This window comes from Streptomyces sp. SN-593 (genome assembly GCF_016756395.1).
Taxonomy (GTDB): Bacteria; Actinomycetota; Actinomycetes; order Streptomycetales; family Streptomycetaceae; genus Actinacidiphila; species Actinacidiphila reveromycinica.
This window is the reverse complement of sequence record NZ_AP018365.1, coordinates 1741303-1762758: the sequence shown is the minus strand read 5'-3', so window position 1 is coordinate 1762758 and position 21456 is coordinate 1741303. Positions and strand designations below refer to the sequence as shown.

The 21456-nt window shown below is 74.4% G+C and carries 14 protein-coding genes; 7 read left to right on the top strand and 7 right to left on the bottom strand.

The genetic code is table 11. The features are described 5' to 3' along the window. Window positions 1-18 precede the first annotated feature (18 nt). The 4 genes from RVR_RS07360 to RVR_RS07345 all read right to left on the bottom strand — a co-directional run bounded on the left by RVR_RS07360 (window position 19) and on the right by RVR_RS07345 (window position 6155). The gene (locus RVR_RS07360; protein ID WP_202233077.1) at window positions 19-1314 is read right to left on the bottom strand and encodes an enoyl-[acyl-carrier-protein] reductase FabV; all 1296 of its coding nucleotides are present in this window, start codon (window positions 1312-1314) and stop codon (window positions 19-21) included. Between the two features lie 370 nt (window positions 1315-1684). After that, the gene (locus tag RVR_RS07355; RefSeq protein WP_202233076.1) at window positions 1685-3076 is read right to left on the bottom strand and encodes a helix-turn-helix domain-containing protein; all 1392 of its coding nucleotides are present in this window, start codon (window positions 3074-3076) and stop codon (window positions 1685-1687) included. A 77-nt stretch (window positions 3077-3153) separates the two neighbouring features. Then, on the bottom strand, window positions 3154-3639 hold the full coding sequence (locus RVR_RS07350) for a PaaI family thioesterase (protein WP_202233075.1): 486 nt from the start codon (window positions 3637-3639) through the stop codon (window positions 3154-3156). 230 nt (window positions 3640-3869) lie between these two features. Further along, entirely contained in the window at window positions 3870-6155 is a 2286-nt protein-coding gene (locus tag RVR_RS07345; RefSeq protein WP_202233074.1) for an FdhF/YdeP family oxidoreductase, read from the bottom strand. A 312-nt stretch (window positions 6156-6467) separates the two neighbouring features. Between RVR_RS07345 and polA the strand changes: the two genes are divergently transcribed. Beyond that, entirely contained in the window at window positions 6468-9134 is a 2667-nt protein-coding gene (gene polA, locus RVR_RS07340) for a DNA polymerase I (RefSeq protein ID WP_202238450.1), read from the top strand. A 241-nt stretch (window positions 9135-9375) separates the two neighbouring features. Continuing rightward, the gene (locus tag RVR_RS07335; protein WP_202233073.1) at window positions 9376-10674 is read left to right on the top strand and encodes a lytic transglycosylase domain-containing protein; all 1299 of its coding nucleotides are present in this window, start codon (window positions 9376-9378) and stop codon (window positions 10672-10674) included. Window positions 10675-10829: 155 nt separating this feature from the next. Here RVR_RS07335 and RVR_RS07330 read toward each other — a convergent pair whose 3' ends face one another. Together RVR_RS07330 and RVR_RS07325 are read right to left on the bottom strand one after the other, a co-directional pair. Beyond that, entirely contained in the window at window positions 10830-13529 is a 2700-nt protein-coding gene (locus RVR_RS07330) for an ATP-dependent RNA helicase (RefSeq protein WP_237404620.1), read from the bottom strand. After that, entirely contained in the window at window positions 13526-14359 is an 834-nt protein-coding gene (locus tag RVR_RS07325) for a class I SAM-dependent methyltransferase (protein WP_202233071.1), read from the bottom strand. The genes RVR_RS07330 and RVR_RS07325 overlap by 4 nt, the downstream gene beginning before the upstream one ends. A gap of 296 nt (window positions 14360-14655) precedes the next feature. On the opposite strand from RVR_RS07325, the gene rpsA reads away from it, so the two are divergent. The 4 genes from rpsA to RVR_RS07305 all read left to right on the top strand — a co-directional run bounded on the left by rpsA (window position 14656) and on the right by RVR_RS07305 (window position 18641). Continuing rightward, complete coding sequence (rpsA, locus tag RVR_RS07320; RefSeq protein ID WP_202233070.1) at window positions 14656-16155, top strand: 30S ribosomal protein S1; 1500 nt, start codon at window positions 14656-14658, stop codon at window positions 16153-16155. Window positions 16156-16380: 225 nt separating this feature from the next. Beyond that, complete coding sequence (locus tag RVR_RS07315; RefSeq protein ID WP_202233069.1) at window positions 16381-17316, top strand: PAC2 family protein; 936 nt, start codon at window positions 16381-16383, stop codon at window positions 17314-17316. 96 nt (window positions 17317-17412) lie between these two features. Next, window positions 17413-18024 (top strand): dephospho-CoA kinase, encoded by a 612-nt coding sequence (gene coaE, locus RVR_RS07310; protein ID WP_202233068.1) that lies wholly within the window; start codon window positions 17413-17415, stop codon window positions 18022-18024. Window positions 18025-18275: 251 nt separating this feature from the next. Then, entirely contained in the window at window positions 18276-18641 is a 366-nt protein-coding gene (locus RVR_RS07305) for a tetratricopeptide repeat protein (protein ID WP_202233067.1), read from the top strand. 44 nt (window positions 18642-18685) lie between these two features. On the opposite strand, the gene RVR_RS07300 is transcribed toward RVR_RS07305, so the two are convergent. Then, a complete protein-coding gene (locus RVR_RS07300; protein WP_202233066.1) occupies window positions 18686-19213 on the bottom strand; it encodes a methylated-DNA--[protein]-cysteine S-methyltransferase in 528 nt (175 codons plus the stop codon). A 130-nt stretch (window positions 19214-19343) separates the two neighbouring features. Here RVR_RS07300 and uvrB point away from each other — a divergent pair, with 130 nt between their 5' ends. Continuing rightward, the gene (uvrB, locus tag RVR_RS07295) at window positions 19344-21440 is read left to right on the top strand and encodes an excinuclease ABC subunit UvrB (RefSeq protein ID WP_202233065.1); all 2097 of its coding nucleotides are present in this window, start codon (window positions 19344-19346) and stop codon (window positions 21438-21440) included. The last annotated feature ends 16 nt before the right edge of the window (window positions 21441-21456 follow it).

Genomic DNA, 21456 nt, shown 5'->3' with positions numbered 1-21456 from the left:
GGCGGGCCGCCCGGGTGGTCAGGTGGCCGCCGGGACCGGCGGGAGGGCGGTCGCCGGGACGGACGGACCCGGCCAGGGGAGGTCCGACTCCACCGGGGCGTCGTAGTCCACGCCGGGCAGGCCGAAGCCGTACAGGCGCAGCAACTCGCGCCGCAGCCAGGCGGTGTCGGCGTGCGCGTCCAGCCAGGGTGCGGGACCGCCGGCGGGCGCGGGACCGCCGGCGTCGAGCGCGGCGCTCACGCGGTCCCAGGCGCCGGCGACCTCCCGCTGCACCTCGGGCCGCAACTCCCAGTCGTCCAGCCGGATCCGGCCGAGGGCGTCGGTGGGCGGCTCGGCGTCGGCGGCCAGCAGGTCCCACAGCCGGACCATCTGGCGCAGCGGCGACTGCACGCCGTCCACGCCGTCGCCCAGCACCCGGCGCAGCAGCGCGGCGTACAGGGCGATGCCGGGGATGGCCATCGAGGCGGGGGTCACCGCCACGCCGTTGACGGAGGTCCAGGCGCCGCCGCCGCGACTTGCCGGCAGCGCGCCGGTGAGGCGGCGCGCGGTCGCCTCCAGGTCGTCCTTCGCCGCGCCGATCGTGCCGCGCCGGTAGATCGGGGCGGTCGCCTCCGGGCCGACGTAGGACAGCGCCACCGTCCGGAAGCGCGGCCCGAGCAGGTTCCGGCCGGCCAGCGCGCCGACCCAGTCCTCCCAGTCCCGGCCGCCCATGACCTGCACGGTCGCCTGCCGCTCCGCCTCGGTGGCCGGCGCGATCTGCGCGTCGGCCAGCAGCGGGGCGCCCTCCTCGCCGAAGGCCAGGGTCAGGGCGCGGTAGGGCGCGCCGAGGGGCTTGATCACGGACGTCAGGGTGCGCCCGGTGGCGGGGTCGGGGCGGCGCGGCGCGGCGACGCTGTGGATCAGGTGGTCGACGGGGCCGAACCGCTCGGCGAGCAGCGCGAGCACCTGTGCGCGGGTGCTGTCCAGGAAGCAGTCGGCGTTGACGAACTCCAGCCGGCTGCCGTGCGCCGCGGCGAGTTCGGCCAGCCGGCGGGTGCGGTACCAGCCCGCGCCGCCGGTCCGGCGGGCGGTCGGCGGCTTCTCGAAGCAGACCGCCACGCCGTCGATCCCGTGCCGGACGATCCCGGCCACCGCGGCGGCGAGGCCGTACCCGGCGCTGGAGCCGATGATCAGGGCGACCGGGCGGCGCGCGGGCGGCGGCGCGGGCGGTCCCGCCTCGGCGGCCAGGTCGTCGACGGACCGGGCACAGCCGGCCGGGTGGGCGTCGAACAGCAGGAAGCCGCGCCCGTCGGGGCGGACCACGCGAGGAGTCATGGGGAACCGTTTCTGTGGGTGGGCGGGGAGCCCGGCGGGTGCGGGCTCGGGATGTGTGTACGGAAGCGGGTCGCTTACGGAGGCGGGGTGCGCGGGGTGCGGGGTGCGCGGGGTGCGGGTCGCGCGGCCGGGCGGCCGGCCCGGTGGAGGGCGGGGCGCACCGGAGCGCTGCCCGACGTGCGGGGGAGGCGTGGCCCGGGACGGGGGCGCAGTTCGGGGCGGGGGAGGCGTGTCCCGAGACGGGGGGCGCAGTTCGGGGCGGAGGGGGAGCGGTCCGGTGCGGAAGGGAGGCGGGGCGCCGGGTACGGAGGGACGGCCCCCGGGAAGGAGGGGGAGGCGCCGTCCGGGGAGGCGCGCAGCCGTACCGGTGTCAGTAACCGCCGCCCACGGCGGACCAGTTGGCGTAGAGCCGGACCGCGTCGTGCAGTTGGTAGCGGACCGGGCCGCCCGCGGCGCGGCCGGCCGTCCGCAGCATCTGGCGGTGCGTCAGTTCGTCGGTGAGGTCGGCCGCGGCACCCCGCGACATGCCGAGCGTCGCCGCCGCGTCGGCCACGTCGAAGAAGCCGCGCAGCGCCGCCAGCCGGCGCAGGGCCTCCTGCTCGGCGGGGAAGAGCCGGCGCACGTAGGCGGCGACGCTCGCGCGCACCGACAGGTCGCCGATCCGCAGGCAGTCCAGCCGGTCCTTCTCGTCCACCAGCCGGTCGGCGATGTCCCGCAGCCGCCGGTGCGGCCGCGCGGCGATCCACAGTCCGGCGATGTGCAGGGCCAGCGGCAGGTACCCGCAGGAGGCGGCGATGCTGCCCATGGCGGACGGCTCGCTGCCGGTGCGGTCCCGCCCGAGCAGGTTCTCCAGGGCCAGCACGGCGTCCTGCGGGGCGAGCGGGTCGAGTTGCGCGGTGTACGCCTGCGGCAGCGCCCACAGTTGGCGGCGGGCGGCGACCAGCACCGCGCTGCCGGGCGAGCCGGTGAGCAGCGGGCGGATCTGCGCCTCGCTGTCCGCGTTGTCGACCACCGTCAGCACCCGCCGCTCGGTGAGCAGGGCCCGTAACGCGGCCGCGCCCTCCTCGCCGGCCGCGCCGGGCTCGCCGCCGCGCAGCGAGCGCAGCATCCGCAGCGTGACGGCCGCCGGGGTCAGCGGCTCGTGCCCGGAGTCGTCGAGGTCGATGAAGATCTGGCCGTCGGGGAAGTCCGCGCGCAGCGACTGGGCGGCGTGCGCGACCACCGCGGTCTTGCCCGCTCCGGGCGCCCCGGTGACGACGGCGAGGCGCCCGCCGCCGTGACCGCCGTCCTCGCCCGCCAGGTGTGCGCGGATGCCGGCCAGCACCTCCTGGCGTCCCACCAACCCGTGCTCGGCCGGGGGGAGTTCGGATCGCGGTCGGCCGACCTCGCTCAGCAGGACGGGACGGGTGCGCGGCCCCCAGCCGGCCGCGGTCAGCAGCCGCCGGGCCTCCCCCTCGCGGAGGTCCATGGCGCCGGCGAGCAGCTCGCAGGTCTTCTTGCGGGGCCGCTCGGTGTGGCCGTTCTCCAGGTTCCTGATCGCCCGCACGCTCAGCCCGGAGTTCTCGGAGAGCTCCTCCTGCGTCATCCCCGTCAGCTCCCGCAGGGTGCTGAGCGTGACCCCGAAGCCGTGCGGCGTCCCTTGCGGGGCCTGCGGACTTTGCGGCCTCGGTGCCGTGATCGTCCATGCCGAGGACTTCATGTGCTCTCCCAGGTCGGTCCGCACGCCGGGTTCCGGCTCAAGCGCCCAGAATGTCGCTGCCATGCCTCGACGTTAGGTTCCGCGACCCCGCCCCACAATGACAGTTTCCTGTGCCCCCGGCGTGCCCGGACCGGACGGGATCAGGCGTCGGCCGGAGGCGGCGGGGTGGGGGAGGCAGGGCGCAGCATGCAGGTGAGGCGGGCGGTGCACACCCGCTTGCCGGTGGCGTCGTCGGTGATGACGATCTCGTAGCTGGCCGAGGAGCGCCCCCGGTGCACGGGGGTGGCCGTGCCCGTCACGGTGCCGCCGCGCACGCTGCGGTGGTGCGTCGCGTTGAGGTCGACGCCGACCGCGATCTTGTTGGGCCCGCCGTGCAGCATCGCCCCGACCGACCCGAGGGTCTCCGCCAGCACCGCGGAGGCGCCGCCGTGCAGCAGCCCGTACGGCTGCGTGTTGCCCTCGACGGGCATGGTGCCGACCACCTTCTCGGGCGCGGCCTCGACGATCCGGATGCCCATCCGGCCGCCGAGGGGGCCGGCGGAGAAGAAGGAGGGCAGGTCGATGCCGAGTCCTGCGTACTGTTCCAGGGTCTCCGGGGAGAACCGGGTGGTGGTCTGCTCGCCCATGCGGGTCGGCTCCGTTCTGCGCTGGTGCGGCCGGGGACGCGGCCGGCCGGTGCGGCGGGTCGCGCAGGTCGAGGGTAAGGGCCGGCCGGTGCCGGCGGCCGGTCGGGCCCCGTGCCCGGCCGGGTGGTGGTGGAGGACGGCCGCCCGTAAGGCGGCCCGGCCGCCACGTCGGCGGCTCGGGGCCGGACGGTGTCCCGTGCCCGGACGGCGGCTCCGGGCCGGCCGGCGGTTCAGGGGCGGCCGGGCCCGTGCGGTTCGAGCCGTATGACCACGGACTTCGACGCGGGGGTGTTGCTGGTGTCGGCGGTGTGGTCGAGCGGGACGAGCACGTTGGTCTCGGGGTAGTACGCGGCGGCGCAGCCGCGGGGGGTGCGGTAGTGCACGACGCGGAAGCCGTCGGCGCGGCGCTCGGTGCCGTCGGTCCACTCGCCGACGAGGTCGGCGTAGTCGCCGTCGGCGAGCCCGGCCGCGGCGGCGTCGTCGGGGTGGACGAGGACGACGCGGCGGCCGTTCTTGATGCCGCGGTAGCGGTCGTCGAGGCCGTAGATGGTGGTGTTGTACTGGTCGTGCGAGCGCAGCGTCTGGAGCAGCAGCCGTCCGGCGGGGACCTCGGGGTACTCCAGGGGCGCGGCGGTGAAGTTGGCCTTGCCGGTGGCGGTGGGGAAGGTGCGGCTGTCGCGCGGCCCGTGCGGCAGGGTGAAGCCGCCGGGGCGGCGCACGCGGCGGTTGAAGTCGTCGAAGCCGGGCACGACGCGGGAGATGCGGTCGCGGACCCGGTCGTAGTCGGCTTCGAAGTCGGCCCAGGGAATGGCGTGGCGGGGGCCGAGCACGGCGCGGGCGAGCCGGCTGATGATGGCGGGCTCGGACAGCAGGTGGGGCGAGGCGGGGGCGAGGTTGCCGTGGGAGGCGTGCACCATGCCCATGGAGTCCTCGACGGTGACGAACTGGTCGCCGCCGGCCTGCCGGTCCTTCTCGGTGCGGCCGAGGGTGGGCAGGATCAGGGCGCGGGCGCCGGTGACCGTGTGCGAGCGGTTGAGCTTGGTGGAGACGTGGACGGTCAGCCGGGCCTTGCGGACGGCCGCCTCGGTGACGTCGGTGTCGGGTGAGGCGGCGACGAAGTTGCCGCCCATGGCGAGGAAGACCTTGGCGGTGCCGTCGCGCAGGGCGCGGATGGCGCGGACGACGTCGTAGCCGTGCTCGCGGGGCGGTGCGAAGCCGAACTCCGCCTGGAGGGCGTCGAGGAAGGCCGGCGCGGGGCGTTCGAAGATGCCCATGGTGCGGTCGCCCTGGACGTTGGAGTGGCCGCGCACGGGGCAGACACCGGCGCCGGGGCGGCCGATGTTGCCGCCGAGCAGCAGGAAGTTGACGACCTCGCGGATGGTGGGGACGGCGTGCTTGTGCTGGGTCAGGCCCATGGCCCAGCAGACGACGACACTCCCGGCGCCGCGCACGAGGGCGTGCAGCTCCTCGATCTCGGCGCGGGCGAGGCCGGTGGCGCGCTCCACCTCGTCCCAGTCGGTGGCGCGGGCGGCGGCCTCGTACTCCTGGTAGCCGTGGGTGTGGGCGGCGATGAAGTCGTGGTCGAGGGCGTCGTCCTCGACCAGGAGGCGGCCCAGGGCGCGGAAGAGGGCCTGGTCGCCGCCGAGCCGGATCGGCAGGTGGAGGTCGGAGAGCGCGGTGCCGCGTCCGGCCAGGCCGGTGGCGGTCTGCGGGTTCTTGAAGCGCTCGGTGCCCGCCTCGGCGAGCGGGTTGACGGTGACGATGCGGGCGCCACCCTGCTTCGCCTTCTCCAGGGCGGAGAGCATCCGCGGGTGGTTGGTGCCGGGGTTCTGGCCGGCGACGATGACGAGTTCTGCCCGGTGCAGGTCCTCCAGCAGGACGCTGCCCTTGCCGACCCCGAGGGTCTCGGTGAGCGCCGAGCCGGAGGACTCGTGGCACATGTTGGAGCAGTCGGGGAGGTTGTTCGTGCCGTAGGCGCGGGCGAAGAGCTGGAAGAGGAAGGCGGCTTCGTTGCTGGTGCGGCCCGAGGTGTAGAAGACGGCCTCGTCGGGGCTGTCCAGGGCGGTCAGTTCGGCGGCGATGATCTCGAACGCCCGCTCCCAGGGAACGGCCTCGTAGTGGTCGGCCCCCTCCGGCAGGTACATCGGCTGGGTGATGCGGCCCTGCTGGCCGAGCCAGTAGCCGCTGCGGCGGGCCAGGTCCGGGACGGAGTGCGCGGCGAAGAAGTCGGGGGTGACGCGGCGCAGCGTCGCCTCCTCCGCGACGGCCTTCGCGCCGTTCTCGCAGAACTCGAAGGTGTGGCGGTGGTCGCCCTCGGGCCAGGCGCAGCCGGGGCAGTCGAAGCCGCTCTTCTGGTTGACCCTGAGCAGGGTCAGCGCGGTCCGCCGGGCGCCCATCTGGGCCTCGGCGATCTTCATGCTCTGGGCGACCGCGGGAAGCCCCGCGGCGGCGTGCTTCGGCGCGCCGACGTGCGGCGCGTCCTGGACCGGGTCACCGTGCGGAGCCTTCTTCGCCATGCAACGATCCTGCCACTTCCCCTTGCCGCCGGCTCGCCTCGGGGCCCCACGGTTCCCCGGAGAGGGCACGAACACGACCCCGGCCCACCCGTGGCAGCCAGCGAGCCGAAGGGCGCGCCGGTGTCGAAAGGGAGAGCGCGCGGAGATCGCGAGGAACGAGGGATCGAGCACGGTCGACCGTCGACGCCGGGTCCAAGCGCCCGGAGGCGAGTCGGTGGCAGGAAAGAAAGGAGTGTCGGTGGTGCGTGGGAGGATCTGGGGGTGGCTGAGAAAGTATCCGGATCGAAGACGACGACCGACCGACCGCGGCTGATGCTGCTCGACGGGCATTCGCTGGCCTACCGGGCCTTCTACGCGCTGCCCGTGGAGAACTTCAACACGGTCACGGGGCAGCCGACGAACGCGGTGTACGGGTTCGCGTCGATGCTGGCGAACACGCTGCGTGACGAGCGGCCGACGCATCTGGCGGTGGCGTTCGACGTGTCGCGCAGGACCTGGCGGTTCGACGAGTACCCGGAGTACAAGGCGACCCGTTCCAAGACGCCGGACGAGTTCAGCTCGCAGGTCGGGCTGATCGGCGAGCTGCTGGACGCGATGGTGGTGCCGCGGTTCGCGGAGGAGGGCTTCGAGGCCGACGACATCATCGCGACCCTCGCCACGCAGGCGGAGGCGCTGGGGTACGAAGTGCTGATCGTCACCGGCGACCGGGACGCCTTCCAACTCGTCTCCGACCACGTCACGGTGCTGTACCCGACGAAGGGCGTGTCGGAGCTGACGCGCTACACCCCGGCGAAGGTCGAGGAGCGGTACGGCCTGACGCCCGCGCAGTACCCGGACTTCGCGGCGCTGCGCGGCGACCCGTCGGACAACCTGCCGGGCATCCCGGGGGTGGGGGAGAAGACCGCCGCCAAGTGGATCATCCAGTTCGGGTCGTTCGCGGAGCTGTGCGCGCGGGTGGACGAGGTGAAGGGCAAGGCAGGCGACAACCTGCGGGCCCACCTGGAGTCGGTGAAGCTGAACCGGCGGCTGACGGAGATGGTGCGGGAGGTCCCGCTGCCGGCGAGCGCCGGGCAGTTGGGCCGGGAGCCGTACGACCGCGAGGCGCTGGGCCAGGTGCTGGACGCGCTGGAGTTCCGCAACCCGAACTTCCGGGAGCGGCTGTTCGCCGCCGACCCGGGCGCGGCGGCGGAGGAGGCGGAGATCGCCGAGGGGGTGGCGGTCGAGGGCGTGGTGCTGTCGGCCGGCGAGCTGCCGGGCTGGCTGGAGGCGCACGCCGAGGGCCCGGTGGGGCTGGCGAGCGTGGACACCTGGGCGCTGGGCTCGGGCGGTGTCACCCAGCTCGCGCTGGCCGCGGGGGAGGAGGCGGCGTGGTTCGACCCGGCCCAGCTCGACGGGGCGGACGAGAAGGCGTTCGCGCAGTGGCTGGCCGACCCGGAGCGGCCCAAGGTGGTGCACAACGCGAAGAACGCGATGCGGGTCTTCGCCGAGCACGGCTGGCGGGTGGAGGGCGTCGCGATGGACACGGCGCTGGCGGCGTACCTGATCAAGCCCGGCCGCCGGTCGTTCGCGCTGGACGTGCTGTCGGTGGAGTACCTGGGCCGTGAGCTGGCGCCGGCCGCCTCCGACAGCGGCCAGTTGGCGTTCGGCGACGAGGACGACGGGGAGACGGCCGCCGCCGAGGCGCTGATGGTGCAGGCGCGGACCGTGCTCGACCTGGGCGAGGTCTTCGGGCAGCGGCTGCCGGAGGTGGGCGCCACCGAGCTGCTGCGCGACGTGGAACTGCCGACCTCGGCGCTGCTGGCGAAGATGGAGCGGGCCGGGATCGCCGCGGACCGGGCGCATCTGGAGGGCCTGGAGGAGCAGTTCGCGGCCGCGGTGCGGCACGCGGTCGAGGAGGCGCACGCCTCGGTGGGCCACGAGTTCAACCTCGGCTCGCCCAAGCAGCTCCAGGAGGTGCTCTTCGGCGAGCTCGGCCTGCCCAAGACGAAGAAGACGAAGACCGGTTACACCACGGACGCCGACGCGCTGGCGTGGCTGGCCGGGCAGACCGACCACGAGCTGCCGGTGATCATGCTGCGGCACCGGGAGCAGGCCAAGCTGCGGGTCACCGTCGAGGGCCTGGTGAAGACGATCGCGCCCGAGGGCCGAATCCACACCACCTTCAGCCAGATCGTCGCCGCCACCGGCCGGCTGTCCTCCACCGACCCCAACCTCCAGAACGTGCCGGTGCGCACCGACGAGGGCCGCGCGATCCGCCGCGGCTTCGTCGTCGGCGAGGGGTACGACTCGCTGCTGACCGCGGACTACAGCCAGATCGAGCTGCGGGTGATGGCGCACCTGTCGGAGGACGACGGCCTGATCGCCGCGTTCACCTCCGGCGAGGACCTGCACACCACCGTCGGCTCGCAGGTGTTCTCCGTGCCGCGTGACAAGGTCGACGCCGAGATGCGCCGCAAGATCAAGGCGATGTCGTACGGCCTGGCGTACGGGCTGTCCGCGTTCGGCCTGTCCCAGCAGTTGGGGATCGAGGCGGCCGAGGCGCGGGCGCTGATGGAGACGTACTTCGAGCGGTTCGGCGGGGTGCGGGACTACCTGCACCGCGCGGTGGAAGAGGCCCGCGGCACCGGGTACACCGAGACGCTGCTCGGCCGCCGCCGCTACCTGCCCGACCTCAACAGCGACAACCGGCAGCGCCGGGAGATGGCCGAGCGGATGGCGCTCAACGCGCCGATCCAAGGGTCGGCGGCGGACATCGTGAAGATCGCGATGCTCCGCGTCGACCAGGCGCTGGCCGACCGCAAGCTCTCCTCGCGGATGCTGCTCCAGGTGCACGACGAGATCGTGGTCGAGGTCGCCCCGGGCGAGCGGGAGCAGGTCGAGGCGCTGGTCCGGCAGGAGATGTCCACGGCGTACCCGTTGCGCGCGCCGCTCGACGTCTCGGTGGGCGCGGGCCCCGACTGGGAGTCCGCGGCGCACTAGCCGGGCGGACCCGCGGGGTTGGGCGGACCCGCGGGGCCGGGTGGTCCCGCCGGTTCCGGGACCGTCCGCCGGCAGGCGGTCCCGGAACCGGCGGAACGCGTCGCTCCGCCGTACCCGCCCCCCGTTCGTACCCTGTGTATTCACCGGCGCCCTGTAGTCGGGGGACTGAAGTTGTCGTAGTGTCGTGCGAGTTGTGGAGCCGGGACGGGCTCGCATCTCGCTTTCGGGGAGGGACGCCGGTATGGCAGCGCGGCGCTTCGGCACCAGCAAGAGGGTTCGCAGGGGAGCGGCGGGCACCGCGGTGGCCGCCGCGGCCATGGCCGCGTTGGGAGCCTCGCAGGCCCCCGGCCTGATCCAGGTCGCCCACGCCGCCGCGCCGGACCAGCAGCAGTCGCAGGTCGGCACGACCCCCGACGGCTCCATCGACGGCGGCTCCCCGTACGTCACCCAACTCCCCCCGCTCACCACCCCGCAGGGCCCGGTCGCCTCGACCCCCGGCACCGACACGACCGTCACGGTGCCCGGCGGCGGCGCGAGCCTGCCGACGACGGTGCTGGCGGCCTACGAGCGCGCCCAGGCGTCCGTCGCGCAGTCCGACCCCGGCTGCCACCTGCCGTGGCAACTGCTGGCCGCGATCGGCCAGGTGGAGTCCGGGCAGGCCCGCGGCGGCGCGGTCGACGCGAACGGCACCACGTACAAGCCGATCCTCGGCCCGGTGCTCAACGGCGACGGCTTCGCCGACATCACCGACACCGACAACGGCCGCTACGACGGCGACGCGGTGCACGACCGGGCGGTCGGGCCGATGCAGTTCATCCCCTCCACCTGGCGGACCTGGGGCGCGGACGGCAACGGCGACGGGGTGAGCGACCCGAACAACATCTACGACGCCGCCCTCGCCGCCGCGCACTACCTGTGCGCCGACGGCCGGGACCTGGCCGCGCCGGCCGACATGGACCGGGCGATCCTCGGCTACAACCACTCGCAGGACTACCTCAACCTGGTGATGGCCTGGTACGAGCACTTCCGGCAGGGCGGCACGGTCACCGTGCCGGACCGGTCGGGCTCGGCCGGCCCCGTGCTGAGCCCGTCGACGTCCCCGACGCCCACCACGACACCCACCCCGAAGCCGTCCGCCTCCGGCACGGCCTCCCCCTCGCCGTCCCCGACGAAGAGTGCCGGCGGCACCGTGGCGCCGACCGGGCCGGGCTCCTCCAGCCCGACGACCAGCCGCACCGGCGGGCAGTCCACCGCCCCGCCCACCGGCGGCGACCCGACGACGACGCCGCCCACCACGCCGCCCACCGGCGACCCGACCGACCCGGGCTGCACCACCGACTCCCCGACGCCCACTCCCACGGACTCCGGCACCGCGACCCCGACCCCGACGGACTCCGGGACGGCCTCGCCGACACCCGACCCGACGTGCGGCACGGACGACGGCTCCGGCGCCACGGACGGCGACGGCTCCAGCACCTCCGCCACCCCCGACCCGACCGACACGGCGGGCGCGGCCACCGGGGCGGCGCTGAAGTCGTAACGGCGCCCCGCGGGGGCGGCGCGCACCGCCGATCCCGCGGCCGTCCGCCCGCAGGAGATGGCGCACCGCGCGGCCGGCCCGCACCGGCGCGCCCCGAACCGGCAGGGGCGCGCCCCGAACCGGCAGGACGGGGCGGCCCGGTGGGCCGCGCCCCCTTACCTGCGGGGCCGCACCGAGCGGGTGGGCACGGCCGTGGCGGGGTCCTCCGGCCAGGCGTGGCGGGGGTAGCGCCCGCGCAGCTCGGCCCGCACCGCCCGGTACCCCTCGCGCCAGAACGAGGCGAGGTCCGCCGTCACCGCGGCGGGCCGTCCCGCCGGCGACAGCAGGTGGACCAGGACCGGCACCCCGGCCACGCTCGGGGTGTCCCGCAGCCCGAACAGCTCCTGGAGCCGGACCGCGAGGACCGGCTGCTCGCCGGTGTAGTCGATGCGGACGCGCGACCCGGTCGGCACCTCGATCCGCTCGGGCACCAGCTCGGCGAAGCGCGCCGCCTCGCCGGTCGCCCACGGCAGCAGCCGGTTCAACGCCGCGCCGGCGTCCACACGTGCGAGGTCGGCGCGGCGCCGCGCGGTGGCCAGCTCGGGGCCCAGCCACTCCGGGGCCCGCTCCCGCAGCGCCTCCTCGGACACGTCCGGCCACGCCCCGCCCAGCACCCGGTGCGCGAACGCCATCCGCTGCCGCAGCCCTTCCGCCTCGCGCGACCAGCGCAGCAGCCCGGTGCCCTCGGCCCGCACCCCCTCCAGGACCGCGGCGCGCAGCGCCGAGGGGTCCGGGCGGCGCAGCGGCGCCGTGCCCAACTCCACCGCGCCCAGGCGCTCCACGCGGCGCGCGACCACGTCGCCGTCCCGCCAGAGCACCTCCTCGCAGGAGGACAGGACGCCGCCCGCCGCCTGCCGGGCGGTGTCCTCGTCGATGACGGCCGCGACGCGCGCCCTGGCACCGGCCCGGCCCGCGCCCCGGTCGGCGACGGCGACCGCGATCCACTCCGCCTCGCCGATACCGCCGGCGACCTCGGCCGCGGTGCCGCCGACCATGAGATGGACACCCGGGCCCCGCCGCCGCGCGATCCGTTCGGGGAACGCCAGCGCGGCGACCAGCCCGGCCACGGCGTCGTCGGAGAGCCGCCCGCCCCCTGCGCCCGTTCCGCCGGCCCGTGAGTCGCCTGCGCCCGTACCGCCTGCCGCCGTTCCGCCGGGCCGTGAGCCGCCGGCCGCCGTCCCGCCTGCTGCCGTTCCGCCGGGCCGTGAGTCGCCTGCGCCCGTACCGCCTGCCGCCGTTCCGCCGGGCCGTGAGTCGCCGGGGCGCGTCGTGCCGGTGCCACTCGTGGCCGCTTCGTCGCGCGCGCCCCCCGCGTGCCTCGGGGTCGAGGAGCGCAGGGCACCCTCCAGACGGCGGGCCTCGGAGCGCCAGCGCGCGCCGTACGGGTCCCCGCCGTGCCTGGCCCGCTGCCAGGCGGCCGCCAGGTCCGAGCCGTAGGCGGAGGGAAGCTCCTCGGACAGCAGCGCGGTCACCTCCGCGGCCCGGGCGGCACCCGCCTCGGGGGCGGCGTCGAGCAGGGCGCGGGCGAGCCGGGGGTGCAGCCCGAGCAGCGCCAGCCGCCGGCCGCGGTCGGTGGCCCGCCCCTCGGCGTCGACGGCGCCGAGCCCGCGCAGGGTCGTCCGGGCGGCGGCCAGCGCGCCCGGCGGCGGCGCGTCGAGCAGCGCCAGCCCGGCGGCGTCAGGCTCCCCCCAGCAGGCGGCCTGGAGCGCGAACGCCGTCAGGTCGGCGAGCGCGATCTCGGGTGCGGGCAGCCGCGCCAGCCGGGCGTGCTCGGCCTCCGGCCAGCAGCGGTACACGGTGCCGGGCGCCTCCCGGCCGGCGCGCCCCGCCCGCTGCTCGGCCGCCGCTCGGGAGACCCGCACCGTGGTCAGCGAGCCCAGGCCGCGCGCGTGGTCCATCCGCGGCTCGCGGGCCAGCCCGCAGTCCACCACGACGCGCACCCCGGGCACCGTCAGGCTCGACTCGGCCACGGACGTCGCCAGCAGCACCCGTCGCCGGTCGCCCGCGCGCAGCGCGGCGTCCTGCACCGCGGCGGGCGCCCGCCCGTGCACCTGGAGCACCTCGGCGCCTGACCCGCCGAGCATCCCGGCGACCCGGGCGATCTCCCCGGCGCCGGGCAGGAAGCAGAGCACGTCGCCCTCCTGCTCGCCCAGCGCCCGGCGCACGGTCGCCGCCACGTGCTCCAGCAGCGCCGGGTCCACGCTCATGCCGTGCGGCGGCCGCACCGGGCGGGGCGGTGGCGCCCACCGCACGGCGACCGGGTGCAGCACCCCCTCGGCCTCGACCACCGGGCCGTCCAGCAGCCGCGCCCACGCCGCCGTGTCGGTCGTCGCGGACGCCGCCAGCAGCCGCAGCTCCGGCCGCAGCACGGAGCGTACGTCCAGCAGGAAGGCCGTCGCGGTGTCCGCGTCGAGGTGCCGCTCGTGGCACTCGTCGAGCACCACCGTGCCGACGCCGGCGAGTTCGGGGTCGCGCTGCAACCGCTGGAGCAGCACCCCGGTGGTGACCACCTCCACCGCGGTCGCCGGCGACACCCGCCGCTCGCCGCGCACCGTGAAGCCGACGGTGCCGCCGACCTCCTCCCCGAGCAGCCACGCCATCCGGCGGGCGGCGGCCCGCGCGGCCATCCGCCGCGGCTCGGCGACCAGCACCCGGCCGCCGAACTCCGCGGCCAGCAGCAGGGGGACCAGCGTCGTCTTGCCGGTGCCCGGCGGCGCGGCGAGCACCGCACGGCCGCGCTCCCGCAGCGCGGCCAGCAGCGCCGGCACCACCGCCGCGACCGGCAGGGCCAGGCCCTCGGGCCGCGGCCGGATCACGGCGCGAGGCAGACGAAGACCGCCGTGCCCGGCAGCAGCCGCCCGCGCAGCGGGGACCAGCCGCCCCACTCCTGGTCGTTCCACTCCGGCCACTCCGGCTCGACCACGTCGACCAGTCGCAGCCCGGCCGCGGTGATCTCCCGCACCCGGTCGCCCAGGGTGCGGTGGTGCTCCACGTAGACGGCGAGCCCGCGGTCGTCCTGCTCGACGTACGGGGTGCGGTCGAAGTACGAGGACACCGCGGTCAGGCCCTCGGGGCCGGGCTCGTCGGGGAAGGCCCAGCGCACCGGGTGCGTCACCGAGAACACCCACCGGCCGCCCGGCCGCAGCACCCGCGCCACCTCGCGGTGCACGCGCGCGGTGTCGGCGACGAAGGGCAGCGCGCCGTACGCGGAGCAGGCCAGGTCGAAGGAGGCGTCGGCGAAGGGCAGCACGCCCGCGTCGGCCTGCACCAGAGCGGGCCCGGCCGCCGGGTCCGCGCCGCCGGCCCCGCCGAGGTCGATCCGCCGGGCGTGCTGGAGCTGGCGGTGGGACAGGTCGAGCGCGACCGGCCGGGCGCCGCGTGCGGCCAGCCAGCGCGAGCACTGGGCTGCGCCGGCGCCGATCTCCAGCACGTCCAGGCCCTTGAGGCCGTCGGCCGGGCCGAGCAGTCCGGCCTCGGCCTCGTCCAGCCCCTCCGGGCCCCACACGAAGCGGTCGTCGCCGAGGAAGTCGCCGTGCTCGCGCTGGTAGTCGTCGGCGTTGCGGTCCCACCAGCGGCGGTTCGCCCGGCTGCTCTCCGTGGTCCCCGCGCTGCGCCGGGTCGCTTCGGGTTCGGGTCCTTGGATCATCGTGGCAGTCGTCGTACTCTCTCGGAGGACCGGCGGGTGGCGGTTTTGCGCCGCTCGGGCCCGTTATGCGCCTGCTGTGCCTCTTCGCGCATTGACCGTGCCCGGCTGCCCCCGTATGCTACAAGTTGCGCTGCGAGCCTGCGCGCCTCAGACGGAGCAGGCCACGCTCGAACTGTTGCAGAACCCTCGGCCTAGCGGCTTCGGGCCCTCACGAGTCGTGGGGGCGGCAGGTTGAAAAAGGCTCCGTGGCGTAGCAGTACCTACGACTTACTGTCCGTACCGGAGTCCTTTCCCTAATGACGAGCAGCACCGAGGCCCCTCGTACCACCCCGCAGGTGGCGGTCAACGACATTGGCAACGAGGAAGCCTTCCTCGCCGCGATCGACGAGACGATCAAGTACTTCAACGACGGCGACATCGTCGACGGCGTCATCGTGAAGGTCGACCGGGACGAGGTCCTGCTCGACATCGGTTACAAGACCGAAGGCGTCATCCCTTCCCGCGAGCTGTCGATCAAGCACGACGTCGACCCCAACGAGGTCGTTGCCGTCGGCGACGAGATCGAGGCCCTGGTTCTCCAGAAGGAGGACAAGGAAGGCCGCCTGATCCTCTCGAAGAAGCGTGCGCAGTACGAGCGCGCGTGGGGCACCATCGAGAAGATCAAGGAAGAGGACGGCATCGTCACCGGTACCGTCATCGAGGTCGTCAAGGGCGGCCTCATCCTCGACATCGGCCTGCGCGGCTTCCTGCCCGCGTCCCTGGTCGAGATGCGCCGGGTCCGCGACCTCCAGCCGTACGTCGGCAAGGAGCTCGAGGCGAAGATCATCGAGCTGGACAAGAACCGCAACAACGTGGTCCTGTCCCGCCGTGCCTGGCTGGAGCAGACCCAGAGCGAGGTCCGCCAGACCTTCCTCACCACCCTGCAGAAGGGCCAGGTCCGCTCCGGCGTCGTCTCCTCGATCGTCAACTTCGGTGCGTTCGTGGACCTCGGCGGCGTCGACGGCCTGGTGCACGTCTCCGAGCTGTCCTGGAAGCACATCGACCACCCCTCCGAGGTCGTCGAGGTCGGCCAGGAGGTCACGGTCGAGGTCCTGGACGTCGACATGGACCGCGAGCGCGTCTCCCTGTCGCTGAAGGCGACCCAGGAGGACCCGTGGCAGCAGTTCGCCCGGACCCACCAGATCGGGCAGGTCGTCCCCGGCAAGGTCACCAAGCTCGTTCCGTTCGGTGCGTTCGTCCGCGTGGACGAGGGCATCGAGGGCCTGGTGCACATCTCCGAGCTGGCCGAGCGCCACGTGGAGATCCCCGAGCAGGTCGTCCAGGTCAACGACGAGATCTTCGTCAAGGTCATCGACATCGACCTGGAGCGCCGCCGGATCTCGCTGTCCCTCAAGCAGGCCAACGAGTCCTTCGGCGCCGACCCGTCCGCGGTCGAGTTCGACCCGACCCTGTACGGCATGGCCGCGTCCTACGACGACCAGGGCAACTACATCTACCCCGAGGGCTTCGACCCCGAGACCAACGACTGGCTCGAGGGGTACGACAAGCAGCGCGAGGAGTGGGAGGGCCAGTACGCCACGGCCCAGGCCCGCTTCGAGCAGCACCAGGCGCAGGTCATCAAGTCCCGCGAGGCCGACGAGCAGGCGGCGGCCGAGGCCGGCTCCGCTTCCCCGGCGGCGTCCGCGGGCGGCGGTGGCGGTTCGTACTCCTCGGAGTCCGACGACAACAGCGGCGCCCTCGCCTCCGACGAGGCGCTCGCCGCGCTGCGCGAGAAGCTGGCGGGCGGCCAGAGCTGACGCTCCCCGCTCCAGGTTCTTCGGTGGGCCCGCGCCCCTCTCCCCGAGAGGCGCGGGCCCACCGCCGTGTCCGCGCACCTCGGTGCGCGGCCGGACCACCGTGCCGTCGCCCCGCCGGCCCTCCCCCCACGCGTCCGGGCGTGCCGCAAAGCGGTGCGGGAGGGCGGGAATGGCAGGCGGACACGGTTCGTTGTTGCTGACGAGGAGTGAGGGAGGACGATCACCGTGGCCGATCCGCAAGGGCTGTACGAGTACGTACCGGGTGGTGCCGAGGCCGTTGACGAAGCGGTCGGCGACACCGGTCCCGTCCTGCTCTACTACTTCGAGGGGTACATGGACGCCGGCGAGACCGGCCAGCAGATCGCCCAGCACCTGCTGGACCGCCTCGACAACCAGCTCGTGGTGCGCTTCGACGCCGACCGGCTCGTCGACTACCGCGCCCGGCGCCCCCTGATGACCTTCGAGAGCGACCACTGGTCGGCCTACGAAGCGCCCTGCATCGACCTGTACCTGGTGCGGGACACCACCGGGACACCGTTCCTGCTGCTCACCGGCTCGGAGCCGGATGTGGAGTGGGAGCGGTTCAGCGCCGCCGTGCTCCAGGTGATCGAGCGGCTGGGCGTGCGCCTGGCCATCAACTTCCACGGCATCCCGATGGGTGTCCCGCACACCCGCCCGGTCGGCCTGACCCCGCACGGCAACCGCGTGGACCTCATGCCCGGGCACCGCGCCTGGTTCGAGGAGGCACAGGTCCCCGGCAGCGCCGCGAGCCTGGTGGAGCTGCGGCTCGCCGAGGCCGGCCGCGACGTCCTGGGTGTCGCCGCCCACGTGCCGCACTACCTCGCCCGCTCGCCCTACCCCGACGCCGCGCTCGCCGTGCTGGAGGCCGTCACCGGCGCCACCGGGCTGGTGCTGCCCGAGGTCGCGCACGCCCTGCGCCGCGAGGCGCACACCGTCCGCGTCGAGATCGACCGCCAGGTCGCCGAGGGGGACGGCGAACTCGTCTCCGTCGTGCGCGGCCTGGAGAGCCAGTACGACGCGGTGACCGGCTCGCAGAGCCGCGAGAGCCTGATCGCCGAGCCGGTCGACCTGCCCTCCGCGGACGACTTGGCCGCCGAGTTCGAGCGGTTCCTCGCCGACCGGGAAGACGATGGGCGCTGACGCGCCGGCGGGGCGGGTCCACCGCCCCGCCCGGGTCCTCCCGCCCCGCGCCGCCCACGCCGCCGCGGCCCCCCGGACACCCCGTAGGCTTCGGCCATGCTGAACGTGGGGCTGACCGGGGGCATCGGTGCCGGCAAGAGCGAAGTGACCCGCCTCCTCGGGTCGTACGGCGCGACCGTGGTGGACGCCGACCGCGTCGCGCGGGAGGTGGTGGAACCGGGGACCGCCGGACTCGCCGCGGTGGTCCGGGAGTTCGGCCCGCAGGTGCTGCGCGCGGACGGCACCCTGGACCGCCCGGCGCTCGGCGCCGTCGTCTTCGCCGACGAGGAGCGCCGGAAGGCGCTCAACGCGATCGTGCACCCGCTGGTCGCCGAGCGCTCCGCCGAACTCCGGCAGGCCGCCGGGCCGGACGCGATCGTGGTGCACGACGTCCCGCTGCTCACCGAGAACGGCCTCGCCCCGCGCTACGACCTGGTCGTGGTCGTGGACGCCGCCCCCGCCACCCAACTCGACCGGCTGGTCCGGCAGCGCGGCATGGCCGAGCAGGAGGCCCGCTCCCGGATGGCCGCGCAGGCCACACGGGAGCAGCGGCTCGCCATCGCGGACGTGGTGATCGACAACGACGGCCCCCTGGAGGCGCTCGCACCGCAGGTGCGGCGGCTGTGGGAGGGCCTGCGGGAGCGCGCGGCCGCTCCGGCGGGGGAGTAGGCCCGCCCCGCGCGGGTTCCGGACGTCGTCGCGCGGGTCGCCGGACCTCCGCTCCCCGGGTCGCACCGCCGAACTCCAACCGCTCCCCGCGCCGCACCGCCGAACTCCAGCAGGCCGGGCGGCCGCCCGCCGGGCGTGGCCCGGGCCGGCCGCGAGGCCGTACGGGGGCGGGAATGCGGTTGCCGGCGGCCGTGTTGGGTACGTCTGTCCAGACGATCAGTCGTCCCGTGCCCGATTCCAGGGAGGCGGCCTTGCAAGAGCGGTCCCCGGAAACCTTCGTCATCGACTACCGCGCCGCGGAGCAGTTGCTGTCCGCCCGCGACCCGCGCGGTGCCGTCAAGCTGCTCGACCCCCTGGTCGCCGCGCATCCGGAGAACACGGCGGTCCGGCTGCTGCGGGCCCGCGCGTTCTTCGCCGCGGCCCAACTGCGCCCGGCCGAGCTGGAGTTCCAGATCGTCCTCGAAAGGGAACCCGACAACGCCTTCGCGCACTTCGCGCTCGCCCGCACCCTGGAGCGCGAGAACCGCTCCGACGAGGCGCAGCGGCACTTCCGGCTCGCCGCCGCGCTCGACCCGCGCCCCGACTACGTGGCCGCGGCCCGCTTCGACGCGGACTGACCCGGCGGCGCCACCGCGCACGGCCCGACGGTGCTGCCCGACCCTCAGAACAGGGGGGCGGGCAGCACCCCCTCCAGCGCCAGCAGCGCCCGCTTGATCTCCAGGCCGCCGCCGAAGCCGCCTATCCCGCCGTCGCTCTCCACCACCCGGTGGCAGGGCACCACCACCGGCAGCGGGTTCGCCCCCATCGCCGCACCGACTGCCCGCGCCGCGCCCGGCTCGCCCACCCGGTCGGCCAGGTCCTGGTACCCCACCACCGACCCGTACGGCACCCCCACCGCCAGCTCCCGCAGCACCCGCCGGTTGAACCCGGTGGTCAGCGACCAGTCCAGCGGCAGGTCGAAGCGCGTCAGCCCGCCCGCGAAGTACGCGTCCAACTGCTCCGAGACCGGTGCCGTCCGCTCGGGGTCCTCCACCACCGGGCATCCCAGCCGCCGCTCCAGCGCGCGCACCTGCCGCGCCACCGTCCGCGGCTCCGCCCGGAACGCCACCAGCACCAGCCCCGCGCCGCCGCACGCCACCATCAGCGGCCCCACCGCCGTCTCCCGCACCGCCCACGCCACCTCGTCCATGCCCACCACGCTAGCCGGAGGGTCCGACAGCGGCCGCCGCCCGCGGAGAAACCGCAGGTGGGAGCCGGTTCCCGGGGCGGTCGGGGCGCGCGGGACCCCGATTGTCACAGGGGAGCCGTACGGTGGTGTCATGCGGCCCGTTTCAGACATCGAACGCACTGTGGCGCCCTTCGAGGTCGTCAGTCCCTACCAGCCCAGCGGCGACCAGCCGGCGGCGATCGACGACCTGGAGCGCCGTGTCCGCGCCGGCGAGCAGGACGTGGTGCTGCTCGGCGCGACCGGCACGGGCAAGTCGGCGACCACCGCGTGGATGATCGAGCGGCTCCAGCGCCCCACCCTGGTGATGGCGCCGAACAAGACGCTGGCCGCCCAGCTCGCCAACGAGTTCCGCGAGCTGCTGCCGAACAACGCGGTCGAGTACTTCGTGTCGTACTACGACTACTACCAGCCGGAGGCGTACGTCCCGCAGACGGACACCTACATCGAGAAGGACTCGTCGATCAACGAGGAGGTGGAGCGGCTGCGCCACTCGGCGACGAACTCGCTGCTCACCCGCCGGGACGTCGTCGTGGTCGCCTCCGTCTCGTGCATCTACGGCCTGGGCACCCCGCAGGAGTACATCGACCGGATGGTCCGGCTCAAGGTCGGCGACGTGATCGACCGCGACCGGCTGCTGCGCAAGTTCGTCGACATCCAGTACACGCGCAACGACCTGGCGTTCACCCGCGGCACCTTCCGGGTGCGCGGCGACACCGTCGAGATCTTCCCGGTCTACGAGCAGCTCGCGGTCCGCATCGAGATGTTCGGCGACGAGATCGAGGCGCTGTACACCCTGCACCCGCTCACCGGCGAGGTCATCACCGAGGACGAGCAGGTGTACGTCTTCCCCGCGACGCACTACGTGGCGGGACCCGAGCGGATGGAGCGGGCCATCTCGGGCATCGAGCAGGAGCTGGAGGGCCAGCTCGCCCTGATGGAGAAGCAGGGCAAGCTCCTGGAGGCCCAGCGGCTGCGGATGCGCACCACCTACGACATCGAGATGATGCGGCAGATCGGCACCTGCTCCGGCATCGAGAACTACTCGCGGCACATCGACGGCCGCGGTCCCGGCTCCGCGCCCGACACCCTCATCGACTACTTCCCCGAGGACTTCCTGCTGGTCATCGACGAGTCGCACAACACCGTGCCCCAGATCGGCGCGATGTACGAAGGCGACGCGTCCCGCAAGCGCACCCTCGTCGACCACGGCTTCCGGCTCCCCTCCGCGCTGGACAACCGACCGCTGAAGTGGGAGGAGTTCCTGACCCGGGTCGGCCAGAAGGTCTACCTGTCGGCGACCCCGGGGCCGTACGAACTCTCCCGCGGCGACGGCGTGGTGGAGCAGATCATCCGGCCGACCGGTCTGATCGACCCCGAGGTCGTGGTCAAACCCACCGAGGGCCAGATCGACGACCTGGTGCACGAGATCCGGGTCCGCGCCGAGAAGGACGAGAGGGTGCTGGTCACCACCCTCACCAAGAAGATGGCCGAGGACCTCACCGACTACCTGCTGGAACTCGGCGTCCAGGTGCGGTACCTGCACAGCGACATCGACACGCTGCGCCGGATGGAACTGCTCCAGGAGCTGCGCTCCGGCGAGTTCGACGTCCTGGTCGGCATCAACCTGCTGCGTGAGGGCCTGGACCTGCCCGAGGTGTCCCTGGTGGCGATCCTCGACGCGGACAAGGAGGGCTTCCTGCGCTCGGGCACCTCCCTGATCCAGACCATCGGCCGCGCCGCCCGCAACGTCTCCGGCCAGGTGCACATGTACGCCGACCGGATCACCCCGGCGATGGCGAAGGCGATCGACGAGACCAACCGCCGCCGGGAGAAGCAGATCGCCTACAACACCGAGCGCGGCATCGACCCGCAGCCGCTGCGCAAGAAGATCGCCGGCATCCTGGACGCCTACGCCCGGGAGGAGGCCGACACGCAGGAACTGCTCGGCTCCGGGCGGCAGCGCTCGCGCGGCAAGGCGCCGGTGCCGGCCCTGGGTGCGAAGGCCGGCGGGAAGCGGACGGCGGCGGCCCTGCCCGCGGAGGAGCTGGCCGACCTCATCGCCGAGCTGACCGAGCAGATGCACACCGCCGCCGGCGAGCTGAAGTTCGAGGTCGCCGCCAGGCTCAGGGACGAGCTGGGAGACCTCAAGAAGGAGCTGCGTCAGATGCGCGAGGCGGGCATCGCGTAACACCGGCACCACCCGT

Bases quoted from the DNA above. Each gene is read 5' to 3' on its own strand.
- uvrB (WP_202233065.1), top strand. From the start codon at position 19,344: ATGCGGCCCGTTTCAGACATCGAACGCACTGTGGCGCCCTTCGAGGTC.
- RVR_RS07355 (WP_202233076.1), bottom strand. From the start codon at position 3,076: ATGGCAGCGACATTCTGGGCGCTTGAGCCGGAACCCGGCGTGCGGACC.
- RVR_RS07300 (WP_202233066.1), bottom strand. From the start codon at position 19,213: ATGGACGAGGTGGCGTGGGCGGTGCGGGAGACGGCGGTGGGGCCGCTG.
- RVR_RS07345 (WP_202233074.1), bottom strand. From the start codon at position 6,155: ATGGCGAAGAAGGCTCCGCACGGTGACCCGGTCCAGGACGCGCCGCAC.
- RVR_RS07335 (WP_202233073.1), top strand. From the start codon at position 9,376: ATGGCAGCGCGGCGCTTCGGCACCAGCAAGAGGGTTCGCAGGGGAGCG.
- rpsA (WP_202233070.1), top strand. From the start codon at position 14,656: ATGACGAGCAGCACCGAGGCCCCTCGTACCACCCCGCAGGTGGCGGTC.
- polA (WP_202238450.1), top strand. From the start codon at position 6,468: ATGCTGCTCGACGGGCATTCGCTGGCCTACCGGGCCTTCTACGCGCTG.
- RVR_RS07360 (WP_202233077.1), bottom strand. From the start codon at position 1,314: ATGACTCCTCGCGTGGTCCGCCCCGACGGGCGCGGCTTCCTGCTGTTC.
- RVR_RS07325 (WP_202233071.1), bottom strand. From the start codon at position 14,359: ATGATCCAAGGACCCGAACCCGAAGCGACCCGGCGCAGCGCGGGGACC.
- coaE (WP_202233068.1), top strand. From the start codon at position 17,413: ATGCTGAACGTGGGGCTGACCGGGGGCATCGGTGCCGGCAAGAGCGAA.
- RVR_RS07350 (WP_202233075.1), bottom strand. From the start codon at position 3,639: ATGGGCGAGCAGACCACCACCCGGTTCTCCCCGGAGACCCTGGAACAG.